The following is a 22,565-nucleotide window of genomic DNA, read 5'->3' on the forward strand; positions in this document are numbered from 1 at the left end:
ACGTTCGCGAGCAGGCTCGCTCCCACAGTGGTATGTATTGAATCAAGTAGTTGCCGAATCCCTAACAAATTCAAGATTGGAGAAGCGCAATGGCCGAAGCAAAAGTATTGAGTGGTGCCGGGTTACGCGGCCAGGTCGCCGGGCAAACAGCCCTGTCCACCGTAGGTCAGGAAGGCGCGGGCCTCACTTATCGTGGATATGACGTACGCGAACTGGCAGCCGATGCCCGCTTTGAGGAAGTGGCTTACCTGCTGCTGTACGGCGAACTGCCTACCAAAGCCGAATTGGCTGCATACACGACCAAACTGCAAAAGCTGCGAGATCTGCCACAAGCACTGAAAGAAGTGCTGGAGCGCATTCCCGCTGACGCTCACCCGATGGACGTGATGCGCACCGGATGTTCGTTCCTGGGCAACATCGAGCCGGAGAAAGACTTCTCCGAGCAGCATGACAAGACCGACCGACTGCTGGCCGCTTTCCCGGCGATCATGTGCTACTGGTATCGCTTCAGCCACGATGGCAAACGTATCAACTGCGTGACCGACGAAGAGTCCATCGGTGGCCACTTCCTGCACTTGCTGCACGACAAGAAGCCGAGCGAGTTGCACGTTAAAGTGATGAACGTGTCGCTGATCCTCTACGCCGAGCACGAATTCAACGCCTCGACCTTCACCGCGCGGGTGTGTGCATCGACCCTGTCCGATCTGTACTCGTGCATCACGGCAGCCATCGGTTCGCTGCGCGGCCCGTTGCATGGTGGCGCCAACGAAGCAGCTATGGAAATGATCGAGCGCTTCGGTTCTGCGCAAGAGGCGGTGGAAGGCACCCTCGGCATGCTGGCGCGCAAGGACAAGATCATGGGCTTTGGCCACGCGATCTACAAAGACAGCGATCCGCGTAACGAGGTGATCAAGGGCTGGTCGAAAAAACTGGCAGACGAAGTGGGCGACACCGTGTTGTTCAAGGTTTCCGAAGCAATCGACAAGACCATGTGGGAGCAAAAGAAGCTGTTCCCCAACGCCGACTTCTACCATGCCTCGGCGTACCACTTCATGGGCATCCCGACCAAGCTGTTCACTCCGATCTTTGTCTGCTCACGCCTCACCGGCTGGGCTGCGCATGTGTTCGAACAGCGCGCCAACAACCGCATCATCCGTCCGAGCGCCGAGTACATCGGCGTAGAACAGCGCAAGTTCGTGCCAATCGAGCGTCGCTGAGTGAGGAAGCTGGCTTGCGCTGATTGCGCAAGCCAGCTCCCCCTTTTGTAACTACCGTGATCGAGTCCTGCGCCAATGAATACTGAATTTCGCAAAACACTACCGGGCACCCGGCTGGATTACTTCGACACCCGCGCGGCAGTCGATGCGATCAAGCCCGGCGCTTACGACACCCTGCCTTACACCTCCCGCGTACTGGCCGAAAACCTGGTGCGCCGCTGTGATCCGGCAACCCTGAATGCCTCGCTGAGCCAGTTGATTGATCGCAAGCGCGATCTCGACTTTCCATGGTTCCCGGCACGCGTGGTGTGCCACGACATTCTGGGCCAGACCGCGCTGGTCGACCTCGCCGGTTTGCGTGACGCCATCGCCCAGCAAGGCGGTGACCCGGCCCAGGTCAACCCGGTGGTGCCGACCCAACTGATCGTCGATCACTCGCTGGCGGTGGAATGCGGCGGTTACGACCCCGAAGCGTTTGAAAAGAACCGCGCCATCGAAGATCGTCGTAACGAAGACCGTTTCCACTTTATCGAGTGGACCAAAAAGGCCTTTAAAAACGTCGACGTGATCCCGCCAGGCAACGGCATCATGCACCAGATCAACCTGGAGAAAATGTCTCCGGTGATCCAGGTGCGCGACGGCGTGGCCTTCCCGGACACCTGCGTGGGCACTGACAGTCACACCCCGCACGTCGACTCCCTGGGCGTGATCGCCATTGGGGTCGGCGGCCTTGAAGCTGAAAGCGTGATGCTTGGCCGTGCTTCGTGGATGCGCCTGCCGGAAATCGTCGGTGTTGAGCTGACCGGCAAGCTGCAACCGGGCATTACCGCCACCGATATGGTGCTGGCACTGACCGAGTTCCTGCGCCAGCAAAAAGTGGTCGGTGCCTGGCTGGAGTTCTTCGGTGAAGGCGCCGCCGCGCTGACCCTGGGCGACCGTGCAACCATCTCCAACATGGCCCCGGAATACGGCGCCACGGCAGCGATGTTCTACATCGACCAGCAAACCATCGACTACCTCAAACTGACCGGTCGCGAAGACCAGCAAGTGCAGCTTGTAGAAAACTATGCCAAGGTCAGCGGCCTGTGGGGCGACAGCCTCAAGGGCGCGCAATACGAGCGTAATCTGAGCTTTGATCTGTCATCCGTGGTGCGCAACATGGCTGGCCCGAGCAACCCGCACGCTCGCGTCGCAACCTCCGATCTGGCCGCCAAGGGCATCGCCGGTCAATGGGACGACGTGCCGGGGCAAATGCCCGACGGCGCGGTGATCATCGCGGCCATCACCAGTTGCACCAACACCAGCAACCCGCGCAACGTGATTGCTGCGGGGCTGATGGCACGCAACGCCAACAAGCTCGGTCTGGCTCGCAAGCCGTGGGTCAAAACCTCGCTGGCGCCAGGCTCAAAAACCGTTGCCCTGTACCTCGACGAAGCCGGCTTGACCCACGAACTGGAGAAGTTGGGCTTTGGTGTAGTGGCGTTTGCCTGCACTACATGCAACGGTATGTCCGGCGCACTGGACCCGGTTATTCAGCAGGAAATCATCGATCGCGACCTGTACGCCACCGCCGTACTGTCGGGTAACCGCAACTTTGACGGGCGAATTCACCCGTACGCCAAGCAGGCGTTTCTCGCCTCGCCACCGCTGGTGGTGGCCTATGCGATTGCCGGGACCATCCGTTTCGATATCGAAAAAGACGTGCTGGGCCTGGATGCCGACGGCAAGGAAATCCGCCTGAAAGACATCTGGCCGAGCGACGAAGAAATCGACGCCGTGGTCAAGGCTGCGGTCAAGCCGGAGCAGTTCCGCAAGGTGTATATCCCGATGTTCGCCATTCACGAAGACACCGGTCCGAAAGTCGAGCCGCTGTATGACTGGCGCCCGCAGAGCACTTACATCCGCCGTCCTCCGTATTGGGAAGGTGCGCTGGCCGGTGCGCGTCCACTCAAAGGCATGCGCCCACTGGCAGTGCTGCCGGACAACATCACCACCGACCACTTGTCGCCGTCCAACGCCATCATGCTCGACAGCGCTGCAGGCGAGTACCTGGCGAAAATGGGCCTGCCGGAAGTCGACTTCAACTCTTACGCCACTCACCGTGGCGACCATTTGACCGCCCAGCGCGCAACCTTTGCCAACCCGAAACTGTTCAATGAAATGGTGATCGAGGACGGCAAGGTCAAGCAGGGCTCGCTGACCCGACTTGAGCCCGAAGGCCAGGTGATGCGCATGTGGGAGGCCATTGAAACCTACATGGAACGCAAGCAACCGCTGATCATCATTGCGGGCGCCGACTACGGCCAGGGCTCTTCCCGTGACTGGGCGGCCAAAGGTGTGCGCCTGGCGGGTGTCGAAGCCATTGCTGCTGAAGGCTTTGAGCGTATTCACCGCACCAATCTTGTAGGTATGGGTGTATTGCCGCTGGAATTTATGCCGGGTACCAACCGTAAAACCCTGCAGATCGACGGCAGCGAAACCTACGACGTGATCGGCGAGCGCACTCCGCGTGCCACGCTGACCCTGGTGATTACCCGCAAAAATGGCGAGCGGGTCGAAGTGCCCGTGACTTGCCGTCTGGACACGGCTGAAGAAGTTTCGATCTATGAAGCGGGCGGCGTGTTGCAGCGCTTTGCCCAGGACTTCCTGGAATCAGCCACCGCGTGATCACTGCGCCGGGGCCCTGTGCCCCGGCCTTAACAGGACTGTGCTTTATGGCCTATGCAGCGCAAATCAAAATCCCCGCGACTTACATGCGCGGAGGCACCAGTAAAGGCGTGTTTTTCAGTCTGCTCGACTTGCCGGCCGTGGCCCAAGTGCCGGGTGCGGCCCGTGATGCCTTGCTGTTGCGGGTAATCGGCAGCCCCGATCCCTATGAAAAGCAAATTGACGGCATGGGCGCGGCGACTTCCAGCACCAGCAAAACCGTGATCGTAAGCAAAAGCCTGCACGCCGATCATGACGTGGACTACCTGTTCGGTCAGGTAGCGATCGACAAGCCTTTCGTGGACTGGAGCGGCAACTGCGGCAACCTGTCGGCGGCCGTGGGCTCGTTTGCCGTCAGCAGCGGTCTGGTGGATGCCAGCCGAATTCCGCTTAACGGTACGGCTGTGGTGCGTATCTGGCAGGCCAATATCAGCAAAACCATCATTGCCCATGTACCGATCACTGACGGTGCGGTGCAGGAAACCGGTGGTTTTGAACTCGATGGCGTGACCTTTCCGGCAGCCGAAGTTCAGCTGGAGTTCCTTAACCCTGCGGCGGATGAAGAGGGCGCAGGTGGTTCGATGTTCCCGACTGGCAATCTGGTAGATGACCTTGAAGTGCCGGGTGTGGGCACCTTGAACGTAACCATGATCAATGCCGGGATTCCGACGATTTTCGTTAATGCGCGGGACATCGGTTACACCGGTGCTGAACTGCAAAACGACATCAACAGCGATCCGAAAGCCTTGGCCATGTTCGAAACCATTCGCGCTCACGGCGCGTTGCGCATGGGTCTGATCGACAAGCTTGAAGATGCCGCCAAGCGCCAGCACACGCCCAAGGTCGCGTTTGTGGCACCGCCAGTGGCTTATGTGTCATCCAGCGGCAAGCCGGTGGCGGCACAGGACGTGGACTTGCTGGTGCGGGCCTTGTCGATGGGCAAGTTGCACCACGCGATGATGGGCACTGCTGCGGTGGCAATCGGTACGGCGGCGGCGATTCCAGGCACGCTGGTCAATCTGGCTGCGGGCGGCGAGTTACGCAGTGCCGTGCGCTTCGGACATCCGTCGGGCACCTTGCGCGTGGGCGCTGAAGCACGGCAGGTCAATGGCGAATGGGTCGTGACCAAAGCCATCATGAGCCGCAGCGCGCGAGTCTTGATGGAAGGCTGGGTGCGAGTGCCGGGCGATTCGTTTTGAATGCGTGAATCCTTTGCCCTCACCCCAATCCTCTCCCTTTGGGAAAGGATTGGGGTGAGGGCTTTTGATTTGGATACATCAAGCGGGCACTCCAGACCCGCAAAAGCACGATGACCCTGAGGATGGAACACGACACTTACCCACTCTTTGGAGAAACCCCATGAGCGCCAACGTCGACCTCAACAACCGCCCGGACTATGACCAGGTTTTGCAGGACATAGCCGATTATGTCCTGACCTACAGAATTACCTCTCCCGAAGCCCTTAACACCGCGCGCAACTGCCTGATGGACACCTTGGGCTGCGGCCTGCTGGCGTTGCGTTTCCCGGAGTGCACCAAACACCTGGGGCCGATTGTCGAGGGTACGGTGGTGCCGTTTGGTGCACGGGTGCCGGGTACTTCGCATCGTCTCGACCCGGTCAAGGCTGCATGGGACATTGGCTGCATCGTGCGTTGGCTGGATTACAACGACACCTGGCTGGCGGCGGAGTGGGGGCATCCTTCGGACAACCTGGGCGGTATTCTGGCGGTGGCCGATCACCTGTCGCAAAAGCGTGTAGCCAATGGAGAAGCGCCGCTTACGGTACGGGCAGTGCTCGAAGCCATGATCATGGCCCATGAGATTCAGGGCGTGATTGCCCTGGAAAACTCCTTCAACCGTGTCGGTCTGGACCATGTGTTGCTGGTCAAGGTCGCCTCAACGGCGGTCTGCGCCAAGCTGATGGGGGCCAATCGCGAGCAGTTGCTGTCGGCCTTGTCCCACGCTTTTGTGGATGGGCAGGCACTGCGTACCTATCGTCATGCGCCGAACGCGGGGTCGCGCAAATCCTGGGCAGCCGGGGATGCGTCAAGTCGCGGCGTGCGCTTAGCCGATATCGCGCTGCGAGGCGAGATGGGGGTTCCCGGGGTGCTTACGGCACCGCAGTGGGGTTTTTACGATGTGCTGTTCAGTCATACCAACAAGGATCTGGCGCTCAAGCCCGAAGGTCAGCGCCAGTTCAGTCTGAGCCAGCCCTATGGCACGTATGTAATGGAAAACGTGCTGTTCAAGATCAGCTTTCCGGCCGAGTTCCATGCGCAGACGGCGTGCGAAGCGGCGGTGACGCTGCATCCGCAGGTCAGGAATCGTCTGCATGAAATCGAAAAAATCGTGATTACAACCCATGAATCGGCGATTCGGATCATTTCCAAGCAAGGCAAATTGGCCAACGCAGCGGACCGGGATCATTGCATTCAATACATGACGGCCGTGCCGCTGGCCTTTGGCAATCTGGTAGCCGAGCAATATGAAGATGACTTTCACGCGGCGCATCCGATCATCGATGAGTTGCGCGAGAAGATGGTAGTGGTCGAAGATCCGCGCTACACCCGCGAGTATCTGGAGGCCGATAAGCGCTCGATCGCCAATGCGATTCAGGTGTTTTTCTCCGATGGCACCTGCACTGAGCAAGTGGTGGTGGAGTATCCAATTGGCCATCGCCGGCGTCGGGCAGAAGGGATTCCATTGCTGGAAGACAAGTTCAAGGCCAATTTGGCGACCCGTTTCGTGGGTCAGCGTTGTGCTGAAATTTTCGCGCTGTGCAAGGACCAGGCTGCGTTGGAGGCGATGCCGGTTAACCGGTTTGTGGACCTGCTGGTGATTTGAATTTTGTAGCCGCTGCCGAAGGCTGCGATAAGGGCCGAAGGAGCTTCAGGGCGCTGCGCACCCCATCGCAGCCTGCGGCAGCGGCTACACGCAGGCAGTGCTGCGATTACTTGAAGCGCCGCTCCACGCCTTTTTCGACCAGGATCTTGGCCGAGATTTCTTCTACCGAGAAGTGTGTGGAGTTGATGTGCGGGATGTTTTCGCGCTGGAACAGGCGCTCTACTTCGCGGACTTCAAATTCGCACTGGGCAAAACTGGAATAGCGGCTGTTGGGCTTGCGCTCGTTACGAATGGCCGTCAAGCGGTCCGGGTCGATGGTCAGGCCAAACAGCTTGTGTTTGTGCTCGCGCAGGGCCGCAGGCAGCTTGAGGTTTTCCATATCGTCATCGGTCAGCGGGTAGTTGGCTGCACGGATGCCGAATTGCATGGCCATATACAGGCAGGTTGGGGTTTTACCGCAACGCGATACGCCCACCAGAATCAGGTCGGCCTTGTCATATTTGTGAGTGCGGGCGCCGTCGTCGTTGTCGAGGGCAAAGTTCACCGCCTCGATACGCTCCATATAGTTGGAGTTATGCCCGATAGAGTGGGATTTACCCACCGAGTAGGAGGAGTGCTCACCCAGTGCCTGTTCCAGTGGCGCCAGGAAGCTGGAGAAGATGTCGATCATGAAACCATTGGACGTGGCGAGGATCTCGCGAATGTCCTGATTGACGATAGTGTCGAAAATTATCGGGCTAAAGCCGTCTTTTTCGGCGGCGTTATCGATTTGTTGTACCATCGCCCGGGCTTTTTCCACGCTGTCTATATAGGGGCGTGTGAACTTGCTGAAGGTCACATTTTCGAATTGTGCCAACAAACTTTGACCGAGGTTTTCGGCCGTAATGCCGGTGCCATCGGAGATAAAGAAAGCAGATCGTTTCATTTGCGCCTAGGCCCTTAAGCTGGTGACGATTCTTGGATATGATAGGCGCGATTTTGTCGCGCTACATGGCAGGCAGTGTCACTTATTTTCCGGGTCCAGGCCACAATCGCTGCGATGCCTCATGATGAGGGTCCAGCGCCCTGAGCTTTTCCAACACAGTTAGTGGAGAGATCACCTTGGTAGAGTACGTAGTTTCCCTCGATAAGCTCGGCGTCCATGATGTAGAGCACGTGGGGGGCAAGAACGCATCCCTCGGCGAGATGATCAGTAATCTTGCAGGCGCTGGTGTTTCAGTTCCCGGTGGCTTCGCCACTACTTCTCAGGCATATCGTGATTTTCTTGAGCTGAGTGGTTTGAACGACCAGATCCATGCTGCGCTGGATGCGCTGGATGTTGATGACGTTAATGCTTTGGCAAAAACAGGTGCCCAGATCCGTAAATGGATCATGGAAGCCGAGTTCCCGGAGAAGCTTAACGCCGAAATTCGTACCGCCTTTGCCACCCTGTCCCAAGGCAACCCGGACATGGCTGTTGCCGTGCGTTCCTCGGCTACCGCCGAAGACTTGCCGGATGCGTCCTTTGCCGGTCAACAAGAAACTTTCCTGAACATTCGTGGCGTTGAAAACGTGATTCGTGCGGCCAAGGAAGTATTTGCCTCCTTGTTCAACGACCGTGCGATTTCTTACCGCGTGCACCAGGGCTTCGACCACAAACTGGTCGCCCTGTCGGCAGGCGTGCAGCGCATGGTGCGCTCTGAAACCGGCACCGCTGGCGTGATGTTCACCCTGGACACTGAGTCGGGCTTCCGTGATGTAGTGTTTATCACCGGCGCCTACGGCCTAGGTGAAACCGTCGTACAAGGCGCGGTAAACCCGGACGAGTTCTACGTCCACAAACAAACTCTGGAAGCGGGCCGCCCGGCGATTTTGCGTCGCAACCTGGGCAGCAAAGCCATCAAGATGATTTACGGCGCCGAAGCCACGGCCGGTAAATCGGTCAAGGTGATCGACGTAGACAAAGCCGATCGTGCACGTTTCTGTCTGACCGACGCTGAAGTCAGCGAACTGGCCAAACAAGCGATGATCATCGAAAAGCACTACAAGTGCCCGATGGACATCGAGTGGGCCAAAGACGGTGATGACGGCAAGCTGTACATCGTTCAGGCACGTCCTGAAACCGTGAAAAGCCGCAGCACCGGTAACGTCATGGAGCGTTACCTGCTCAAGGAAACCGGCACCGTGCTCGCTGAAGGTCGCGCCATTGGCCAGCGTATTGGTGCGGGCAAGGTTCGCATCATTAAAGATGTGTCGGAAATGGACAAGGTCCAGCCGGGCGATGTGTTGGTGTCGGACATGACCGACCCGGACTGGGAACCGGTAATGAAGCGTGCCAGCGCCATCGTGACCAACCGTGGTGGTCGTACCTGCCATGCGGCAATTATCGCTCGCGAGCTGGGTATCCCGGCTGTGGTGGGCTGCGGCAACGCGACCCAGCTGTTGAAAGACGGCCAGGGCGTTACTGTTTCGTGTGCTGAAGGCGATACGGGCTTTATTTTCGAAGGCGAGTTGGGCTTCGATATCAAGAAAAACTCCGTGGATGCCATGCCTGATCTGCCGTTCAAGATCATGATGAACGTCGGCAACCCGGATCGTGCGTTTGACTTCGCGCAACTGCCGAACGCCGGTGTGGGCCTGGCCCGCCTTGAGTTCATCATCAACCGCATGATCGGTGTGCACCCCAAGGCGCTGCTGAACTACGACGGTCTGCCGCAGGAAATCAAGGACAGCGTCGACAAGCGCATCGCGGGCTACAACGATCCGGTTGGCTTCTACGTTGAAAAACTGGTTGAAGGCATCAGCACCTTGGCTGGCGCGTTTACCCCGAAGAAAGTGATTGTGCGTCTGTCGGACTTCAAGTCCAACGAATACGCCAACTTGATCGGCGGCAAGCTCTACGAGCCGGAAGAAGAAAACCCGATGCTGGGCTTCCGTGGTGCTTCGCGTTACATCAGCGAAAACTTCCGCGATTGCTTCGAGCTGGAGTGCCGTGCGCTCAAGCGCGTACGCAACGAGATGGGCTTTACCAACGTTGAAATCATGGTGCCGTTCGTACGCACCTTGGGTGAAGCGAGCCAGGTGATCGATCTGCTGGCTGAAAACGGTCTGAAACGCGGCGAAAACGGTCTGCGCATCATCATGATGTGTGAATTGCCGTCCAACGCGATTCTGGCTGAAGAGTTCCTTGAATTCTTCGACGGCTTCTCCATCGGATCCAACGACCTGACTCAGCTGACCTTGGGGCTGGATCGTGACTCCGGTGTGATCGCGCATCTGTTTGACGAGCGCAATCCTGCGGTCAAAAAGCTTCTGTCCAACGCCATTCAGGCGTGCAACAAGGCTGGCAAATACATCGGTATTTGCGGCCAGGGCCCGTCCGATCACCCGGATCTGGCGCTGTGGTTGATGGAGCAGGGCATTGAAAGTGTTTCCCTGAACCCGGACAGCGTGCTGGAAACCTGGTTCTTCCTGGCAGAAGGTCAGGCTCAGGCTCAGGCATAAGTCGTTGAGAGAGGGGCAGGGCAGCCACACGGCTGCTCTGCTCTTTATAAGCAGTGGTAGGGCGAGTTCCTGAGTGAAGTCGCCCTTTTTTGTGCAAGAGCATTATGCAAAGCAGCAGTCTCCTTTTTCCCGTTGCCCTGATTAGCGCTGAGCGTCGGGGCGATTTGAGCGAAGACGTTTATCGCTTGAAACCCGCCAACAGCCCGGATATTTCCGTTGAGCTGGTGGTGACTCGACTGGGCATGGCCGACGATAGCCAAGTGCGGGGCGTGCCGGTCATCCTGTTACATGGCAGCTTTTCCAATCGACGTTTCTGGTACTCGCCTAAAGGCGTGGGGCTCGGGGCGTTTTTGGCTCGTGCCGGGTTTGATGTGTGGCTGCCTGAAATGCGCGGTCACGGTCTTTCGTCGCGCAATATTGCCTGGGGCAAAAACCGCGTGGCGGATTACGCTCGCTACGATTTGCCTGCCATCGTGGCATTTGTGCGCGAGTTGAGCGGTCAGGTTCCGCACTGGATTGGTCATTCCCAGGGCGCCATCAGTTTGGCCGCGGCTCTCGGGGGGCAATACCTGAACGATAAGGACGTGGCGTCGGCAGCGTTCTTCGGCTGCCAGATCAATCGCCGCTATTGGTCGCTGAAAATTCCGCCGGTGCAGTGGGGCGCTTATTTGTTGTTGAAGCGCTTCAAGCAGCTATCAGGTACGCGGCTTAAGCGTGGGCCGGAAGATGAGCCGATCAGCATCGCTCTGGAAGCCTTGCGCTGGAATGGCTTTATGGGGCGTTTCAAGGACGCCGAGCAAGACTGGTGGGCAGGGTTGGCCGAGGTTCAGGTACCCGCTCTGGTGGTGGCCGCTGTGGGTGATCGGCAAACACCGGAGTGGGCATGCCGAAAGTTGTTCGATCAATTGGGTTCAGAGCAGCGCAAGTTCGTGTGCCTAGGGCGTGAGCACGGTTTCAGCTCTGACTTCAGTCATGTCGGAATGCTGGTCAGCCAGCCCGCTCAGCAAGAAGTGTGGCCGTTGGTGCGTAATTGGTTGAGCGAGCTGTAGTCGCTGCTGCTTCGCAGGCAGGAGTAACAGAAAATTTCAACCGTGGGAGCGAGCCTGCTGGCGAACGACTTTCGCGAGCGGGCTCGCTCCCACAAGAGTGGTTGATTTGTGACGCGATTAGCGAGTTTGGTCATACTTTGTTGCTTTAATCCAAACTGGCTCTCATGGTGGGGTGCTGTGAATCTATAAAGCCAGCCTTCACCAAAGCGTCTATAACCATAGTGCTACCGTTGTTTTCACTGTTGTGCCCACCCTGAACAGGAGATTTCCCGTGAATCACTACATCACTCCCGATCTGTGCGATGCCTACCCTGAGTTGGTACAGGTGCTTGAACCGATGTTCAGCAACTTTGGCGGGCGCGACTCCTTTGGTGGAGAGATCGTGACCATCAAGTGTTTCGAGGACAACTCCCGGGTCAAGGAACAGGCAGAGCTCGAGGGTCAGGGCAAAGTGCTGGTAGTGGATGGTGGAGGCTCTCTGCGCCACGCCTTGCTGGGCGACATGATTGCCGAGAGGGCCGCGAAAAATGGCTGGGAAGGCATAGTGATTTACGGCTGTATCCGCGATGTCGATGTGCTCGCTCAAACTGATCTCGGAGTGCAGGCCTTGGCCAGTCATCCGCTCAAGAGCGTCAGGCGCGGTGTGGGTGATGTGAATGTGCCGGTGACGTTTGCCGGCGTCACGTTCCGCCCCGGAGAATTCATTTATGCCGACAACAATGGCGTTATCATTTCGCCAACTGCTCTGAAAATGCCGGGCTAAACGTATTACTACTAAGGATCACGGATGTTTGAGGACGAAAACGCTCAATGGGGGCTGGTGCATGCGCTGGTGTTGGATGGGGAAGGCGGTGCGCGTGCGATTGCACGTACCGAACTGAACGATCTGCAGTTGCAGCCTCACGAAAGTGTCTGGTTGCACTGGGATCGCAGTCACCCGCAGACCCAGAGCTGGCTCCGTGATTCGAGCGGTTTAAGTGATTTCAGCTGTGATTTGCTGCTTGAAGAAAATACCCGTCCGCGCTTGGTGTCGTTGCCCAACAATGAGCTGCTGCTGTTTATGCGTGGGGTCAACCTGAACCCTGGTGCAGAGCCGGAAGACATGGTTTCACTGCGTATTTTCGGCAGTGCGCAGCGGGTTATCTCGCTGCGCATGCGTCCGTTGCGGGCTACCGATGAGCTGCTCGGTGAGTTTTCCCAAGGTGAAGGCCCGAAAACCCCTTCTGAGTTGATCCTGTATCTGGCCCAGCACCTGACGTTAAAGGTGCAGGATTTGATCGGAGATCTATCAGAAATCGTCGACGACGAAGAAGATAAGATAGATGCCGACGAACGGTATACCCCCGACCACAACTCCATTTTGCAGGTTCGTCGAAGGGCTGCCGCCTTGCGTCGTTTTCTGGCCCCGCAGCGGGATATTTTCGGACAGCTAACCCGTATCAAATTGCCGTGGTTTAGCGCAGATGATTCCGACTACTGGAACGAATTGAACAACAGCCTGACCCGCTATCTGGAAGAGCTTGAGCTGACCCGCGAGCGTGTGGGGCTGGTGCTGGAGTCTGAAGACCGGCGTTTGAACGTGCGCATGAGCCGCATCATGTATCGCTTCGGCGTACTCACGGGGATCTTCCTGCCGATCACCTTTATTACCGGTTTGCTGGGGATCAATGTGGGGGGCGTACCGTTCTCCAATGACCCTTATGGTTTTGCGGTGACCTGCAGTGTGATGCTGATTATCGGAGCAGGGCAGTGGTGGTTTTATCGCCGCTTGCAATGGCTTTGAGTGGGGCGAATGTGACCCCGGTAAAAGTCCCTGCGTCTTTTACTGACTTACCGAGAGGTGCTTATGCACGATCCGTTTGAACAGTCTTTACGTGAAATGCTCAAAGCGCCTACGTCAAATCGTGACGACGACGCTTGCCTGGGCCGCGTACTGAAAACCGCTAACCGTCAGGTTGGCGCGGGAGACCTTTTCAGTCTGCTGGGGCGTTGGGTGCAAGCACTGATGATTGCTTTGAACAGCGGTTCGGCTCATATTGCGCCCGTTTCGCGGCGCAAACCTGCTGCTCGTCCTGTTGATAAGGCTGATTGAACATGGAATTGAATGTCTGGACCCAAAGCCTGGTCGCGGCAATGACTGCCTTGTGGACCAAGATTGCCAACTTTATTCCCAACCTTTTCGGGGCGTTGGTCGTGGTACTGCTGGGCTTCGTGGTTGCAAAACTGCTTGACGCCCTGCTGTCGAAGTTGCTCGCCAAATTGGGCCTTGATCGCCTGATGGGCGGGACGGGTCTTACCAAAATACTGGCGCGGGTCGGTATTCAAGTGCCGATTTCGACGTTGATCGGCAAAATCGTGTACTGGTTTGTGCTGTTGGTATTTCTGGTTTCGGCGGCGCAGTCACTGGGCCTCGATCGAGTGTCGTCTGCGTTGGACTTGCTGACGGTATATCTGCCCAAGGTCTTTGGTGCGCTGCTGGTCTTGCTGGCCGGTGTGCTGCTGGCACAGGTGCTCAATGGCCTGGTACGCGGGGCTGCCGAAAGTGTAGGTTTTGATTACGCCGGTGGTCTGGGTCGGGTTACTCAAGGCCTGGTCATTATCATCAGTATATCGGTGGCTATTAGCCAGCTAGAGGTCAAAACCGACCTGCTGAACCATGTCATCGTGATCGTGCTGATTACCGTTGGTCTGGCCATTGCTCTGGCAATGGGGCTGGGTAGCCGGGAAATTGCGGGGCAGATACTTGCCGGGATCTATGTGCGTGAGTTGTATCAAGTTGGGCAGGAAGTACGAGTAGGCGGGGTCGAAGGGCAGATCGAAGAGATCGGCACGGTTAAAACCACGTTGCTGACCGATGAGGGTGAGCTAGTCTCCCTCTCGAATCGGATCTTGCTGGAACAGCACGTAACCAGTCGCTGATGCGGCAAACCCTGCTAATGTACGCCGCCGCGAAAAAGCCTTGATTTACAGGCTGCGGCGGACATTGACCTGACTGTTGGCACAACTCGTTTTGAATAAAGCCCAATCGCTATCCATGCGCTATGACCCCCGCGAGCTCTCTGATGAGGAGCTGGTGGCGCGCTCGCATGATGAGTTGTTTCACGTGACGCGCGCCTATGAAGAGCTTATGCGGCGTTACCAACGAACTTTGTTCAACGTTTGTTCAAGGTATTTAGGGAACGATAGGGACGCTGATGATGTCTGTCAGGAAGTAATGCTTAAAGTGCTGTACGGTTTGAAAAATTTCGAAGGCAAATCGAAATTCAAGACATGGCTATATAGCATCACTTACAACGAATGCATTACGCAGTATCGCAAGGAACGGCGAAAGCGTCGCTTGATGGACGCATTAAGTATTGACCCCCTCGAGGAAGCGTCCGAAGAAAAGGCGCCGAAACCTGAGGAAAAGGGCGGACTTGATCGCTGGCTGGTGCATGTGAACCCGATTGATCGGGAAATTTTAGTGCTGCGTTTTGTCGCAGAACTGGAATTTCAGGAAATCGCAGACATAATGCATATGGGTTTGAGTGCGACAAAAATGCGTTACAAGCGCGCTCTAGATAAATTGCGTGAGAAATTTGCGGGTATTGCTGAAACTTAGTTCAGCGCAAATGGCTCTACGTGTAGGCAAGGTCTGATAGACTTGCCGCCGAGTTGTCCCCCGGTATGTGGGACTGCTTTACAATCACCAGATGGGGATTTAACGGATGAAACTGAAAAACACCTTGGGCATTGCCATTGGTTCCTTTGTAGCCGCAACTTCGTTCGGTGCCCTGGCACAAGGCCAAGGCGCGGTCGAGGGTGAACTGTTCTACAAAAAACAGTACAACGACAGCGTCAATCACGTAGAAGACGGCTTCAACCCAGGCGCATCGATCGGTTACTTCCTGACCGACGACGTTTCGTTGAACCTGACCTACGACAAAACCAACCACACCCGTTCGAATGACGGCACTGGCAACCAGAAAATCAAAGGCGACAACTTTGGTCTGAACGCTCAGTACCACTTCGGCACCGTAGGCGACGCTCTGCGTCCATACGTTTCCGGTGGTGTTGCTCACAAGAGCATGACCAACGTTGAGGCTGATGGCCACAGCGGTCGCGATCACTCTACTTTCCTGACTGCAGGCGCCGGTGTTAAGTGGTACATCACTGACAACCTGTTCGCCCGTGCAGGCGTTGAAGCTGACTACAAACTGGACAACGGCAAGTGGGACTACGCTCCTACTGTTGGCCTGGGTGTGAACTTCGGCGGCAACGGCGGTAAAGTAGCTCCTGCTCCAGTTCCAGCTCCAGCACCAATCGCTGAGCCAGAGCCAGAAGCTCCGATCGCTGAAGTTGTTCGCGTTGAACTTGACGTGAAATTCGACTTCGACAAGTCGGTTGTTAAATCGCAGTACATGCCTGACATCAACAACGTTGCTGATTTCATGAAGCAGTACCCTGCGACCAACACCACTGTTGCTGGTTACACTGACAGCGTAGGTCCAGACGCCTACAACCAGAAACTGTCGCAGCGTCGTGCTGACGCTGTTCGTGCAGCTCTGGTTAACCAAGGTGTTGCAGCTAACCGTGTAGACGCAGTCGGCCACGGTAAAGCCAACCCAGTTGCAAGCAACGCAACTGAAGAAGGCCGTGCTCTGAACCGTCGCGTAGAAGCTACCGTTCAAGCAGAAGCTAAGTAATTTTTTAGCTCGGCTGTTCAGAAAAACCCGGCTTAGGCCGGGTTTTTCTTTGCCTGTGATTTAGCGGGCCGCACAGCTATAATTGCGTTCTTTTCAAACTACCCTTTGAGTCCAATCAGCCCATGTATAACCTGGCCCGCCAGTTGCTCTTCAAACTCTCCCCTGAAACCTCTCACGATCTGTCTTTGGACTTGATCGGTGCGGGCGGCCGTCTTGGGCTTAACGGTTTGTTGTGCAAGGCGCCGGCAAGGTTGCCAGTGACGGTGATGGGGCTCGATTTTCCGAACCCGGTCGGGCTGGCCGCGGGGCTAGATAAAAACGGTGCAGCCATCGATGGTTTTGCACAGCTGGGCTTTGGTTTCGTTGAGGTTGGCACGGTCACGCCGCGCCCTCAGCCGGGCAATCCAAAGCCACGAATTTTCCGCTTGCCTGAAGCGCAGGCAATCATCAATCGCATGGGTTTTAACAACCTCGGGGTTGATCACTTGCTGACGCGGGTTCAGGCAGCCAAGTACAAGGGCATTCTTGGGATCAATATCGGCAAGAACTTCGATACCCCGGTGGAGCGTGCAGTCGATGACTACTTGATCTGCCTGGACAAGGTGTATGCCCACGCCAGCTATGTGACGGTGAACGTCAGCTCGCCGAACACGCCTGGTCTGCGCAGCCTGCAATTTGGCGATTCGCTCAAGCAGTTGCTCGAAGCCCTGCAGTTGCGTCAGAACGAACTGACGCAGCGCCACGGAAAGCGCGTACCGCTGGCGATCAAGATTGCCCCGGACATGACTGACGAAGAAACCGTGCTCGTGGCTCAGGCGCTGCTTGAGACGGGTATGGACGCAGTTATTGCCACCAACACCACCTTGAGTCGTGTGGGTGTTGAGGGTATGGAGCATGGTGACGAGGCGGGTGGCTTGTCGGGTGCGCCAGTACGGGAAAAAAGCACTCACACGGTCCAGGTGCTGGCAGGTGAACTGGCAGGCCGGATGCCGATCATTGCTGCAGGCGGGATCACTGAAGGCAAGCACGCAGCAGAGAAAATCGCTGCGGGTGCGAGCCTGGTGCAGATCTACTCGGGCTTTATCTACAAAGGCCCGGCCTTGATTCGCGAAGCAGTCGATGCCATTTCTGCCTTGCCTCGCAAATAAGTAGCGACGTAACAGACAGGCAATAAAAAGGGCTCCCCTAAGGAGCCCCTGGGCCGAAGCCCGCCGCCTGGATAGGGCGGCAAGGTTGAGTCGTTACAGCTTAGAGGTGATGTCGGATTTGCCCAGAGTTAGCCGACGGCGTGAAGTTCGTTGAGTTTGTGGATGCCCGCAGTGCCAGTCATACCGTCCCAGTTGTCGCCGCGTCCTTCGCGCCAGCCGTTAATCCAGGCTTGGCGTACCGACGGTAGAGTAAAAGGGCAAAGCTCACGGGATTTTCCGTTAACACCGTATTGATATCCGCGTAAGAAAGCTTTTTCCAACGGATCACGCTTAAGTCTTCTCATAGGGTATTGCCCTCACTTGTTGACTGTTTTGTTTAGCGTCGACCTGACTGAGGTCGGGGCAGAGTGTTCTGCCGTTGGTGTGCTCGCTGCCGGCGTGGCGAGCATTTTGTTATGGCCTGTGCGGCGATAACCTGTGTTGAGTTCTAACCAATGCGCCAAGGCGTGTGAATGATCGTTTTGTCATAAGGACGTAACGATATTGGTGTTATGGCCATAAGTAAGGTCGTTTTTTCGCCGCCGAAAACGGCCAAAGCCTGATAGGGCGAGTGTTTACAAAGATGATGCGTTTCATTCTCTGCTGCGAATGTCCGCCTGTTTTGCTGGGGCACTATTCGACGAAGGGTCTGAATATCACTCATCGTTTCTCCATGAATGACCTGCCTCTGCGTCTAAACTCTTCGTGCCTCAGGGCATGAATGACGCCTCGGTGGAATGGCACAGTTTCGTGCCACACGAGCGCTCTTCAAGAAAAGCGCTTGATTGAAAACGGAGCAGGCAATGCGTTGCCTTCTCACTGATAGCTAAAAGCCCAGGAATCCCATGTCGGATCGTTACGAACTCTTCCTTACCTGCCCCAAAGGCCTTGAAGGCCTGCTCCTCGAAGAGGCCACCGGCCTTGGCCTTGAGGAAGCTCGCGAGCATACCTCGGCCATTCGTGGCATGGCGGATATGGAAACTGCCTACCGCTTGTGTCTGTGGTCGCGCCTTGCAAACCGTGTGTTGCTGGTGCTCAAGCGCTTCCCGATGAAAGATGCGGAAGACCTGTACCACGGCGTTCTGGACATTGAGTGGCATGACCATATGGTCCCGGATGGCACGCTGGCCGTTGAATTCAGTGGCCACGGCTCGGGCATCGACAACACCCACTTTGGCGCCCTGAAAGTAAAAGACGCCATCGTCGATAAATTGCGTACGCCGTCTGGCGAGCGTCCATCCATCGATAAGATCAGCCCCGACATGCGCATCCATTTGCGTCTGGATCGCGGTGAGGCGATTTTGTCCCTGGATCTGTCGGGTCACAGCTTGCACCAGCGTGGGTATCGTCTGCAGCAAGGTGCTGCACCGCTGAAGGAAAACCTCGCGGCGGCCATCCTGATTCGTGCAGGCTGGCCACGTCTGGCTGCCGAAGGCGCAGCCCTGGCTGACCCGATGTGTGGTGTGGGTACGTTCCTGGTTGAAGGCGCGATGATTGCAGCCGACATGGCACCCAACCTCAACCGCATTCACTGGGGTTTTGATGCCTGGCTCGGTCACGTGCCGGCCATCTGGAAAAAACTTCACCAGGAAGCGACTGAGCGTGCAGAAGCCGGTATGGCCAAGCCGCCGTTGTGGATTCGTGGTTATGAAGCTGACCCGCGCCTGATTCAGCCAGCGCGCAACAACATCGAACGTGCGGGCCTGAGCCACTGGATCAAAATCTACCAGGGTGAAGTGGCGACATTTGAGCCGCGCCCGGACCAGAACCAGAAAGGCCTGGTCATCTGCAACCCTCCGTACGGCGAACGTCTGGGTGACGAGGCGAGCTTGCTCTACCTCTACCAGAACCTTGGTGAGCGTCTGCGTCAGGCCTGTTTGAACTGGGAGGCTGCGGTGTTTACCGGTGCCCCGGATCTGGGCAAGCGCATGGGCATCCGTAGCCACAAACAGTATTCGTTCTGGAACGGCGCGTTGCCGTGCAAGCTGCTGCTGATCAAGGTTGTGCCGGATCAGTTCGTGACGGGTGAGCGACGTACCCCTGAGCAGCGTCAGATCGATCGCGAGCAGGCTGAGTCGGATCTGCCGTCGAACATCGAAGCGCCAGGCAAGTACGAGAAGTTCAACAAGAACGGCAACCCGATCAAGCCGGTTCCGGTGGTGATCGAGCAGCCGCGCTTGAGTGAAGGCGGGCAGATGTTTGCCAATCGCCTGCAAAAGAATCTCAAGGCACTGGGCAAGTGGGTCAAGCGCGAAGGCATCGATTGCTACCGTATATATGATGCCGATATGCCTGAATACTCGATGGCTATCGACCTGTATCACGACTGGGTTCACGTCCAGGAATACGTGGCACCGAAATCAATTGACCCGGTAAAAGCCTCTGAACGCATGTTTGATGCCCTGGCGGCCATTCCGCAGGCGCTGAACATCGACAAGAACCGCGTGATCGTCAAGCGTCGCGAGCGTCAGAGCGGCACCAAGCAGTACGAGCGTCAAAGTGCTCAGGGCAAGTTCACCGAGGTCAATGAAGGCGGCGTTAAGCTGCTGGTGAACCTCACGGACTACCTGGACACCGGTCTGTTCCTGGATCACCGCCCAATGCGCATGCGTATTCAGAAAGAAGCTGAAGGCAAGCGCTTCCTCAACCTGTACTGCTACACCGCAACGGCCAGTGTGCATGCGGCAAAGGGCGGTGCGCGTAGCACTACCAGCGTCGACTTGTCGAAAACCTATCTGGATTGGGCGCGTCGCAACCTGTCCCTGAACGGCTTCTCGGACAAGAACCGCCTGGAGCAGGGCGATGTGATGGTATGGCTGGATGCCTGCCGTGAAGAGTACGACCTGATCTTTATCGATCCGCCGACCTTCTCCAACTCCAAGCGCATGGAAGGCATCTTCGATGTGCAGCGCGATCACGTGCAATTGCTGGATCTGGCCATGGCGCGTTTGGCGCCGGGTGGCGTGCTGTATTTCTCGAACAACTTCCGCAAATTCATCCTCGATGAAAATCTGGAAGCGCGTTATGCGGTCGAAGAAATTACTGCCAGCACTATCGATCCGGACTTTGCTCGCAACGGAAAAATCCACCGTGCCTGGAAAATCATGGCCCGCTAAGGGTGTGTGAGTGCTGGCCTGCCTGCTTCTTGTAGAGGTGGGCCTTTAGTGGGAGCGAGCCTGCTAGCGATGGCGTCACCTCGGCTTTGCGTCTAACCGAGTCGCCTGCATCGCGAGCAGGCTCGCTCCCACAATAAAAAACGCCCCTGATCTTGCGATCAGGGGCGTTTTTTTATTGCCTGGCAAACGCCTTATTGCGCGATGGACACCGCACTGTTGGCTACTTGCGGCTGGCGATACAGGTCGAGCAGTACTTGGTCGAGAATCGCCGAAGCGCCCCATGGGCGGGGGTCGTTGAGGATGGCGACCACTGCCCATGTGTTGCCGTTGCTGTCGCGGCTAAAGCCGGAAATTGCGCGCACTGTATTGAGCGTGCCGGTCTTGATATGTGCCTGGCCGTTCATGGCTGTGGTTTTCAGGCGTTTGCGCATGGTGCCGTCTTTGCCGGCAATCGGCATGGAGCTGATGAACTCGGCAGCGTAGGGGCTTTTCCAGGCTGCCTGGAGCATTTGTGCCATTTCACGGGCACTGACGCGCTCGGCCCGCGATAGGCCCGAACCGTTCTCCATGACCAGGTGCGGGGCGGTAATGCCTTTCTTCGCTAGCCATTGGCGCACGACACGCTGGGCCGCTTTGGCGTCGTCACCGTCGGCATCGTTGCGGAACTGTGCTCCGAGGCTCAGGAACAACTGCTGGGCCATGGTGTTGTTGCTGTACTTGTTGATGTCGCGAATGATCTCGGCCAAGTCTGGCGAGAAGGCCCGCGCCAGCAATTTGGCATTTTTTGGCACGCTGGCCTGACGGTCCTGGCCCTGAATGCTGCCGCCCAGCTCTTTCCAGATGGCGCGTACCGCTCCAGCGGTGTAGGTCGCATGATCAAGCAGTGACAGATAGGTCTGCGAGTTGCAGCCATCGGCCAGTTGTCCGCTGACGGTGACCAGTACCGAGCCGTCAGCTTGCGTTACCGGGTTGTAGCGTACGTCACCGGTGCATTGCTTGGAGTTGAGGGCTTTTACCTGGTTGTCGATCTTGATGCTGGCAATCGGCGGCTCAACCGAGATCAGGACCTTGCCTGAGTCGTTGCGTGCCACGAAGCGCAGGGCTTTAAGGTTGACCATCAGTGAGTCGGGTTTGACCAGGAACGGTTTGTTCTTGTCATTGCCGTCGTCGTTGAATGCCGGGAGTTGCGGTTGTTCGAAGAAGTTGCGATCAAGCACCAGATCGCCGGTGACCTGCTGCACGCCATTGGCGCGCAGATCGCGCATCAGCAGCCAGAGCTTTTCCATGTTGAGCTTGGGATCGCCGCCGCCCTTGAGGTACAGGTTGCCTTGCAGGATCCCGTTGTTCAGGGTGCCATCTGTGTAGAACTCGGTTTTCCATTGATGGGTCGGGCCAAGCATTTCCAGAGCGGCGTAGGTGGTCACCAGCTTCATGGTGGAGGCCGGGTTCATGGATACATCGGCGTTGTAAACGGTTGGGATGCCGGGGCCGTTGAGTGGCAACAGGACAAGAGACAGTGCATCGTCCTGCAGTTTGTTGGTCTTGAGTGCTTGCTGAACTTTGGGCGAAAGAGTGGTGTTGACAGGGGCGGCGTTGGCGCCGAAGGCCAGTGGCAAAAACAGGCTGGCAAGAAACAGTGGCCGTAAAGATTTGATCATATGAAGTAAAACCCTGCAGGCGAGGGAAAAAAATAAGAGGGTATGATAATAAGTTCCCTCAATGGTCTTAAAAGTGTCGGCATTATGCCCCAAGCTTGTCGGGCTTGTGCATCCACCTGTTGCCGGGTTTGGCGGTTTAAGTATAGAAAACGATGAACCGTTCGCACGGAACCGGGCAAGGGTTCTCTTAAACTGCTAAAGTGCCGCCCGTTATTACTTAAGAGGATTGTTCAATGGCTACTAATCGTTCCCAGCGTCTGCGCAAAAAACTGTGCGTTGATGAATTTCAGGAGTTGGGTTTTGAGCTGAACCTGGATTTCAAAGAAGACCTGTCGGAAGAGGCTATCGATGCATTCCTGGCAGCTTTCCTGGCTGAAGCCATGGAAGCTAACGGCCTGGGTTATGTTGGCGGCGACGACTACGGTCTGGTTTGCCTGCAAAAGCGTGGCTCGGTCAGCGAAGAACAGCGTGCAGCTGTTGAATCCTGGTTGAAAGCGCGCCCAGAGCTGAGCAGCGTTGAAGTTAGCCCGCTGTTGGACGTGTGGTACCCGGAAAAGCCGATCAATCCGGTAGCCTGACGTCAAATATAAAGGCAGCCCAAGGGCTGCCTTTATATGTTT

19 protein-coding genes are annotated in these 22,565 nt (G+C 56.7%); 15 read left to right on the plus strand and 4 right to left on the minus strand.

The genetic code is table 11. From position 1 onward, the window contains the following. Positions 1 to 89 precede the first annotated feature (89 nt). The 4 genes from prpC to prpD all read left to right on the plus strand — a co-directional run bounded on the left by prpC (position 90) and on the right by prpD (position 6,767). On the plus strand, positions 90 to 1,217 hold the full coding sequence (gene prpC / locus U5A05_RS06460; RefSeq protein ID WP_261741306.1) for a bifunctional 2-methylcitrate synthase/citrate synthase: 1,128 nt from the start codon (positions 90 to 92) through the stop codon (positions 1,215 to 1,217). A 75-nt stretch (positions 1,218 to 1,292) separates the two neighbouring features. Next, on the plus strand, positions 1,293 to 3,884 hold the full coding sequence (gene acnD / locus U5A05_RS06465; protein WP_261741307.1) for a Fe/S-dependent 2-methylisocitrate dehydratase AcnD: 2,592 nt from the start codon (positions 1,293 to 1,295) through the stop codon (positions 3,882 to 3,884). Positions 3,885 to 3,931: 47 nt separating this feature from the next. Next, positions 3,932 to 5,122, plus strand: a complete 1,191-nt coding sequence (gene prpF / locus U5A05_RS06470; protein WP_321835963.1) for a 2-methylaconitate cis-trans isomerase PrpF — start codon at positions 3,932 to 3,934, stop codon at positions 5,120 to 5,122. A gap of 160 nt (positions 5,123 to 5,282) precedes the next feature. After that, complete coding sequence (gene prpD, locus U5A05_RS06475) at positions 5,283 to 6,767, plus strand: 2-methylcitrate dehydratase (protein ID WP_321835964.1); 1,485 nt, start codon at positions 5,283 to 5,285, stop codon at positions 6,765 to 6,767. Positions 6,768 to 6,873: 106 nt separating this feature from the next. On the opposite strand, the gene ppsR is transcribed toward prpD, so the two are convergent. Beyond that, the gene (gene ppsR / locus U5A05_RS06480; protein WP_261741310.1) at positions 6,874 to 7,692 is read right to left on the minus strand and encodes a posphoenolpyruvate synthetase regulatory kinase/phosphorylase PpsR; all 819 of its coding nucleotides are present in this window, start codon (positions 7,690 to 7,692) and stop codon (positions 6,874 to 6,876) included. Between the two features lie 176 nt (positions 7,693 to 7,868). Between ppsR and ppsA the strand changes: the two genes are divergently transcribed. The 9 genes from ppsA (at position 7,869) to U5A05_RS06525 (ending at position 17,132) form a co-directional block, all read left to right on the plus strand. Continuing rightward, on the plus strand, positions 7,869 to 10,250 hold the full coding sequence (gene ppsA / locus U5A05_RS06485; protein WP_261741311.1) for a phosphoenolpyruvate synthase: 2,382 nt from the start codon (positions 7,869 to 7,871) through the stop codon (positions 10,248 to 10,250). A 104-nt stretch (positions 10,251 to 10,354) separates the two neighbouring features. Further along, entirely contained in the window at positions 10,355 to 11,299 is a 945-nt protein-coding gene (locus U5A05_RS06490; RefSeq protein WP_321835965.1) for an alpha/beta fold hydrolase, read from the plus strand. Between the two features lie 271 nt (positions 11,300 to 11,570). Continuing rightward, positions 11,571 to 12,062 carry a ribonuclease E activity regulator RraA gene (rraA, locus tag U5A05_RS06495; RefSeq protein ID WP_261741313.1) on the plus strand — a complete coding sequence of 164 codons (492 nt, stop codon included), beginning with the start codon at positions 11,571 to 11,573 and terminating at the stop codon, positions 12,060 to 12,062. Positions 12,063 to 12,086: 24 nt separating this feature from the next. Further along, positions 12,087 to 13,082 carry a CorA family divalent cation transporter gene (locus U5A05_RS06500; RefSeq protein ID WP_321835966.1) on the plus strand — a complete coding sequence of 332 codons (996 nt, stop codon included), beginning with the start codon at positions 12,087 to 12,089 and terminating at the stop codon, positions 13,080 to 13,082. Positions 13,083 to 13,145: 63 nt separating this feature from the next. Continuing rightward, complete coding sequence (locus tag U5A05_RS06505) at positions 13,146 to 13,391, plus strand: CrfX protein (protein ID WP_261741315.1); 246 nt, start codon at positions 13,146 to 13,148, stop codon at positions 13,389 to 13,391. A 2-nt stretch (positions 13,392 to 13,393) separates the two neighbouring features. Beyond that, positions 13,394 to 14,218 (plus strand): mechanosensitive ion channel family protein, encoded by an 825-nt coding sequence (locus tag U5A05_RS06510; protein WP_261741316.1) that lies wholly within the window; start codon positions 13,394 to 13,396, stop codon positions 14,216 to 14,218. A 91-nt stretch (positions 14,219 to 14,309) separates the two neighbouring features. Then, the gene (sigX, locus tag U5A05_RS06515; protein WP_029611289.1) at positions 14,310 to 14,900 is read left to right on the plus strand and encodes an RNA polymerase sigma factor SigX; all 591 of its coding nucleotides are present in this window, start codon (positions 14,310 to 14,312) and stop codon (positions 14,898 to 14,900) included. A 106-nt stretch (positions 14,901 to 15,006) separates the two neighbouring features. Continuing rightward, positions 15,007 to 15,984, plus strand: coding sequence for an OmpA family protein (locus U5A05_RS06520; RefSeq protein ID WP_261741317.1), 978 nt, complete (start codon positions 15,007 to 15,009; stop codon positions 15,982 to 15,984). Between the two features lie 122 nt (positions 15,985 to 16,106). Beyond that, positions 16,107 to 17,132 carry a quinone-dependent dihydroorotate dehydrogenase gene (locus tag U5A05_RS06525; RefSeq protein WP_261741318.1) on the plus strand — a complete coding sequence of 342 codons (1,026 nt, stop codon included), beginning with the start codon at positions 16,107 to 16,109 and terminating at the stop codon, positions 17,130 to 17,132. Positions 17,133 to 17,260: 128 nt separating this feature from the next. On the opposite strand, the gene rmf is transcribed toward U5A05_RS06525, so the two are convergent. After that, positions 17,261 to 17,476, minus strand: coding sequence for a ribosome modulation factor (gene rmf / locus U5A05_RS06530; RefSeq protein WP_261741319.1), 216 nt, complete (start codon positions 17,474 to 17,476; stop codon positions 17,261 to 17,263). 143 nt (positions 17,477 to 17,619) lie between these two features. Continuing rightward, a complete protein-coding gene (locus U5A05_RS06535; protein WP_321835967.1) occupies positions 17,620 to 17,835 on the minus strand; it encodes a hypothetical protein in 216 nt (71 codons plus the stop codon). Positions 17,836 to 18,016: 181 nt separating this feature from the next. Here U5A05_RS06535 and rlmKL point away from each other — a divergent pair, with 181 nt between their 5' ends. After that, positions 18,017 to 20,287 carry a bifunctional 23S rRNA (guanine(2069)-N(7))-methyltransferase RlmK/23S rRNA (guanine(2445)-N(2))-methyltransferase RlmL gene (gene rlmKL / locus U5A05_RS06540; RefSeq protein WP_321835968.1) on the plus strand — a complete coding sequence of 757 codons (2,271 nt, stop codon included), beginning with the start codon at positions 18,017 to 18,019 and terminating at the stop codon, positions 20,285 to 20,287. Between the two features lie 191 nt (positions 20,288 to 20,478). Here the strand turns inward: rlmKL and dacB are convergent, their stop codons facing one another. Beyond that, positions 20,479 to 21,945: a D-alanyl-D-alanine carboxypeptidase/D-alanyl-D-alanine endopeptidase gene (dacB, locus tag U5A05_RS06545; RefSeq protein WP_261741322.1), complete on the minus strand. Its 1,467-nt coding sequence runs from the start codon at positions 21,943 to 21,945 to the stop codon at positions 20,479 to 20,481. Positions 21,946 to 22,178: 233 nt separating this feature from the next. On the opposite strand from dacB, the gene U5A05_RS06550 reads away from it, so the two are divergent. Beyond that, positions 22,179 to 22,523, plus strand: coding sequence for a YggL family protein (locus U5A05_RS06550; RefSeq protein ID WP_261741323.1), 345 nt, complete (start codon positions 22,179 to 22,181; stop codon positions 22,521 to 22,523). Positions 22,524 to 22,565: the final 42 nt, after the last annotated feature.

Origin of the sequence: Pseudomonas kulmbachensis, from assembly GCF_963681935.1 — a bacterium.
Taxonomy (GTDB): domain Bacteria; phylum Pseudomonadota; class Gammaproteobacteria; order Pseudomonadales; family Pseudomonadaceae; genus Aquipseudomonas; species Aquipseudomonas kulmbachensis.

What these genes read in the sequence shown, in the direction of transcription:
- prpC (WP_261741306.1), top strand. Translation starts at nt 90, where the DNA reads ATGGCCGAAGCAAAAGTATTGAGTGGTGCCGGGTTACGCGGCCAGGTC.
- acnD (WP_261741307.1), top strand. Translation starts at nt 1,293, where the DNA reads ATGAATACTGAATTTCGCAAAACACTACCGGGCACCCGGCTGGATTAC.
- prpF (WP_321835963.1), top strand. Translation starts at nt 3,932, where the DNA reads ATGGCCTATGCAGCGCAAATCAAAATCCCCGCGACTTACATGCGCGGA.
- prpD (WP_321835964.1), top strand. Translation starts at nt 5,283, where the DNA reads ATGAGCGCCAACGTCGACCTCAACAACCGCCCGGACTATGACCAGGTT.
- ppsR (WP_261741310.1), bottom strand. Translation starts at nt 7,692, where the DNA reads ATGAAACGATCTGCTTTCTTTATCTCCGATGGCACCGGCATTACGGCC.
- U5A05_RS06490 (WP_321835965.1), top strand. Translation starts at nt 10,355, where the DNA reads ATGCAAAGCAGCAGTCTCCTTTTTCCCGTTGCCCTGATTAGCGCTGAG.
- U5A05_RS06500 (WP_321835966.1), top strand. Translation starts at nt 12,087, where the DNA reads ATGTTTGAGGACGAAAACGCTCAATGGGGGCTGGTGCATGCGCTGGTG.
- U5A05_RS06505 (WP_261741315.1), top strand. Translation starts at nt 13,146, where the DNA reads ATGCACGATCCGTTTGAACAGTCTTTACGTGAAATGCTCAAAGCGCCT.
- U5A05_RS06510 (WP_261741316.1), top strand. Translation starts at nt 13,394, where the DNA reads ATGGAATTGAATGTCTGGACCCAAAGCCTGGTCGCGGCAATGACTGCC.
- U5A05_RS06520 (WP_261741317.1), top strand. Translation starts at nt 15,007, where the DNA reads ATGAAACTGAAAAACACCTTGGGCATTGCCATTGGTTCCTTTGTAGCC.
- U5A05_RS06525 (WP_261741318.1), top strand. Translation starts at nt 16,107, where the DNA reads ATGTATAACCTGGCCCGCCAGTTGCTCTTCAAACTCTCCCCTGAAACC.
- rmf (WP_261741319.1), bottom strand. Translation starts at nt 17,476, where the DNA reads ATGAGAAGACTTAAGCGTGATCCGTTGGAAAAAGCTTTCTTACGCGGA.
- U5A05_RS06535 (WP_321835967.1), bottom strand. Translation starts at nt 17,835, where the DNA reads ATGAGTGATATTCAGACCCTTCGTCGAATAGTGCCCCAGCAAAACAGG.
- rlmKL (WP_321835968.1), top strand. Translation starts at nt 18,017, where the DNA reads ATGTCGGATCGTTACGAACTCTTCCTTACCTGCCCCAAAGGCCTTGAA.
- dacB (WP_261741322.1), bottom strand. Translation starts at nt 21,945, where the DNA reads ATGATCAAATCTTTACGGCCACTGTTTCTTGCCAGCCTGTTTTTGCCA.
- U5A05_RS06550 (WP_261741323.1), top strand. Translation starts at nt 22,179, where the DNA reads ATGGCTACTAATCGTTCCCAGCGTCTGCGCAAAAAACTGTGCGTTGAT.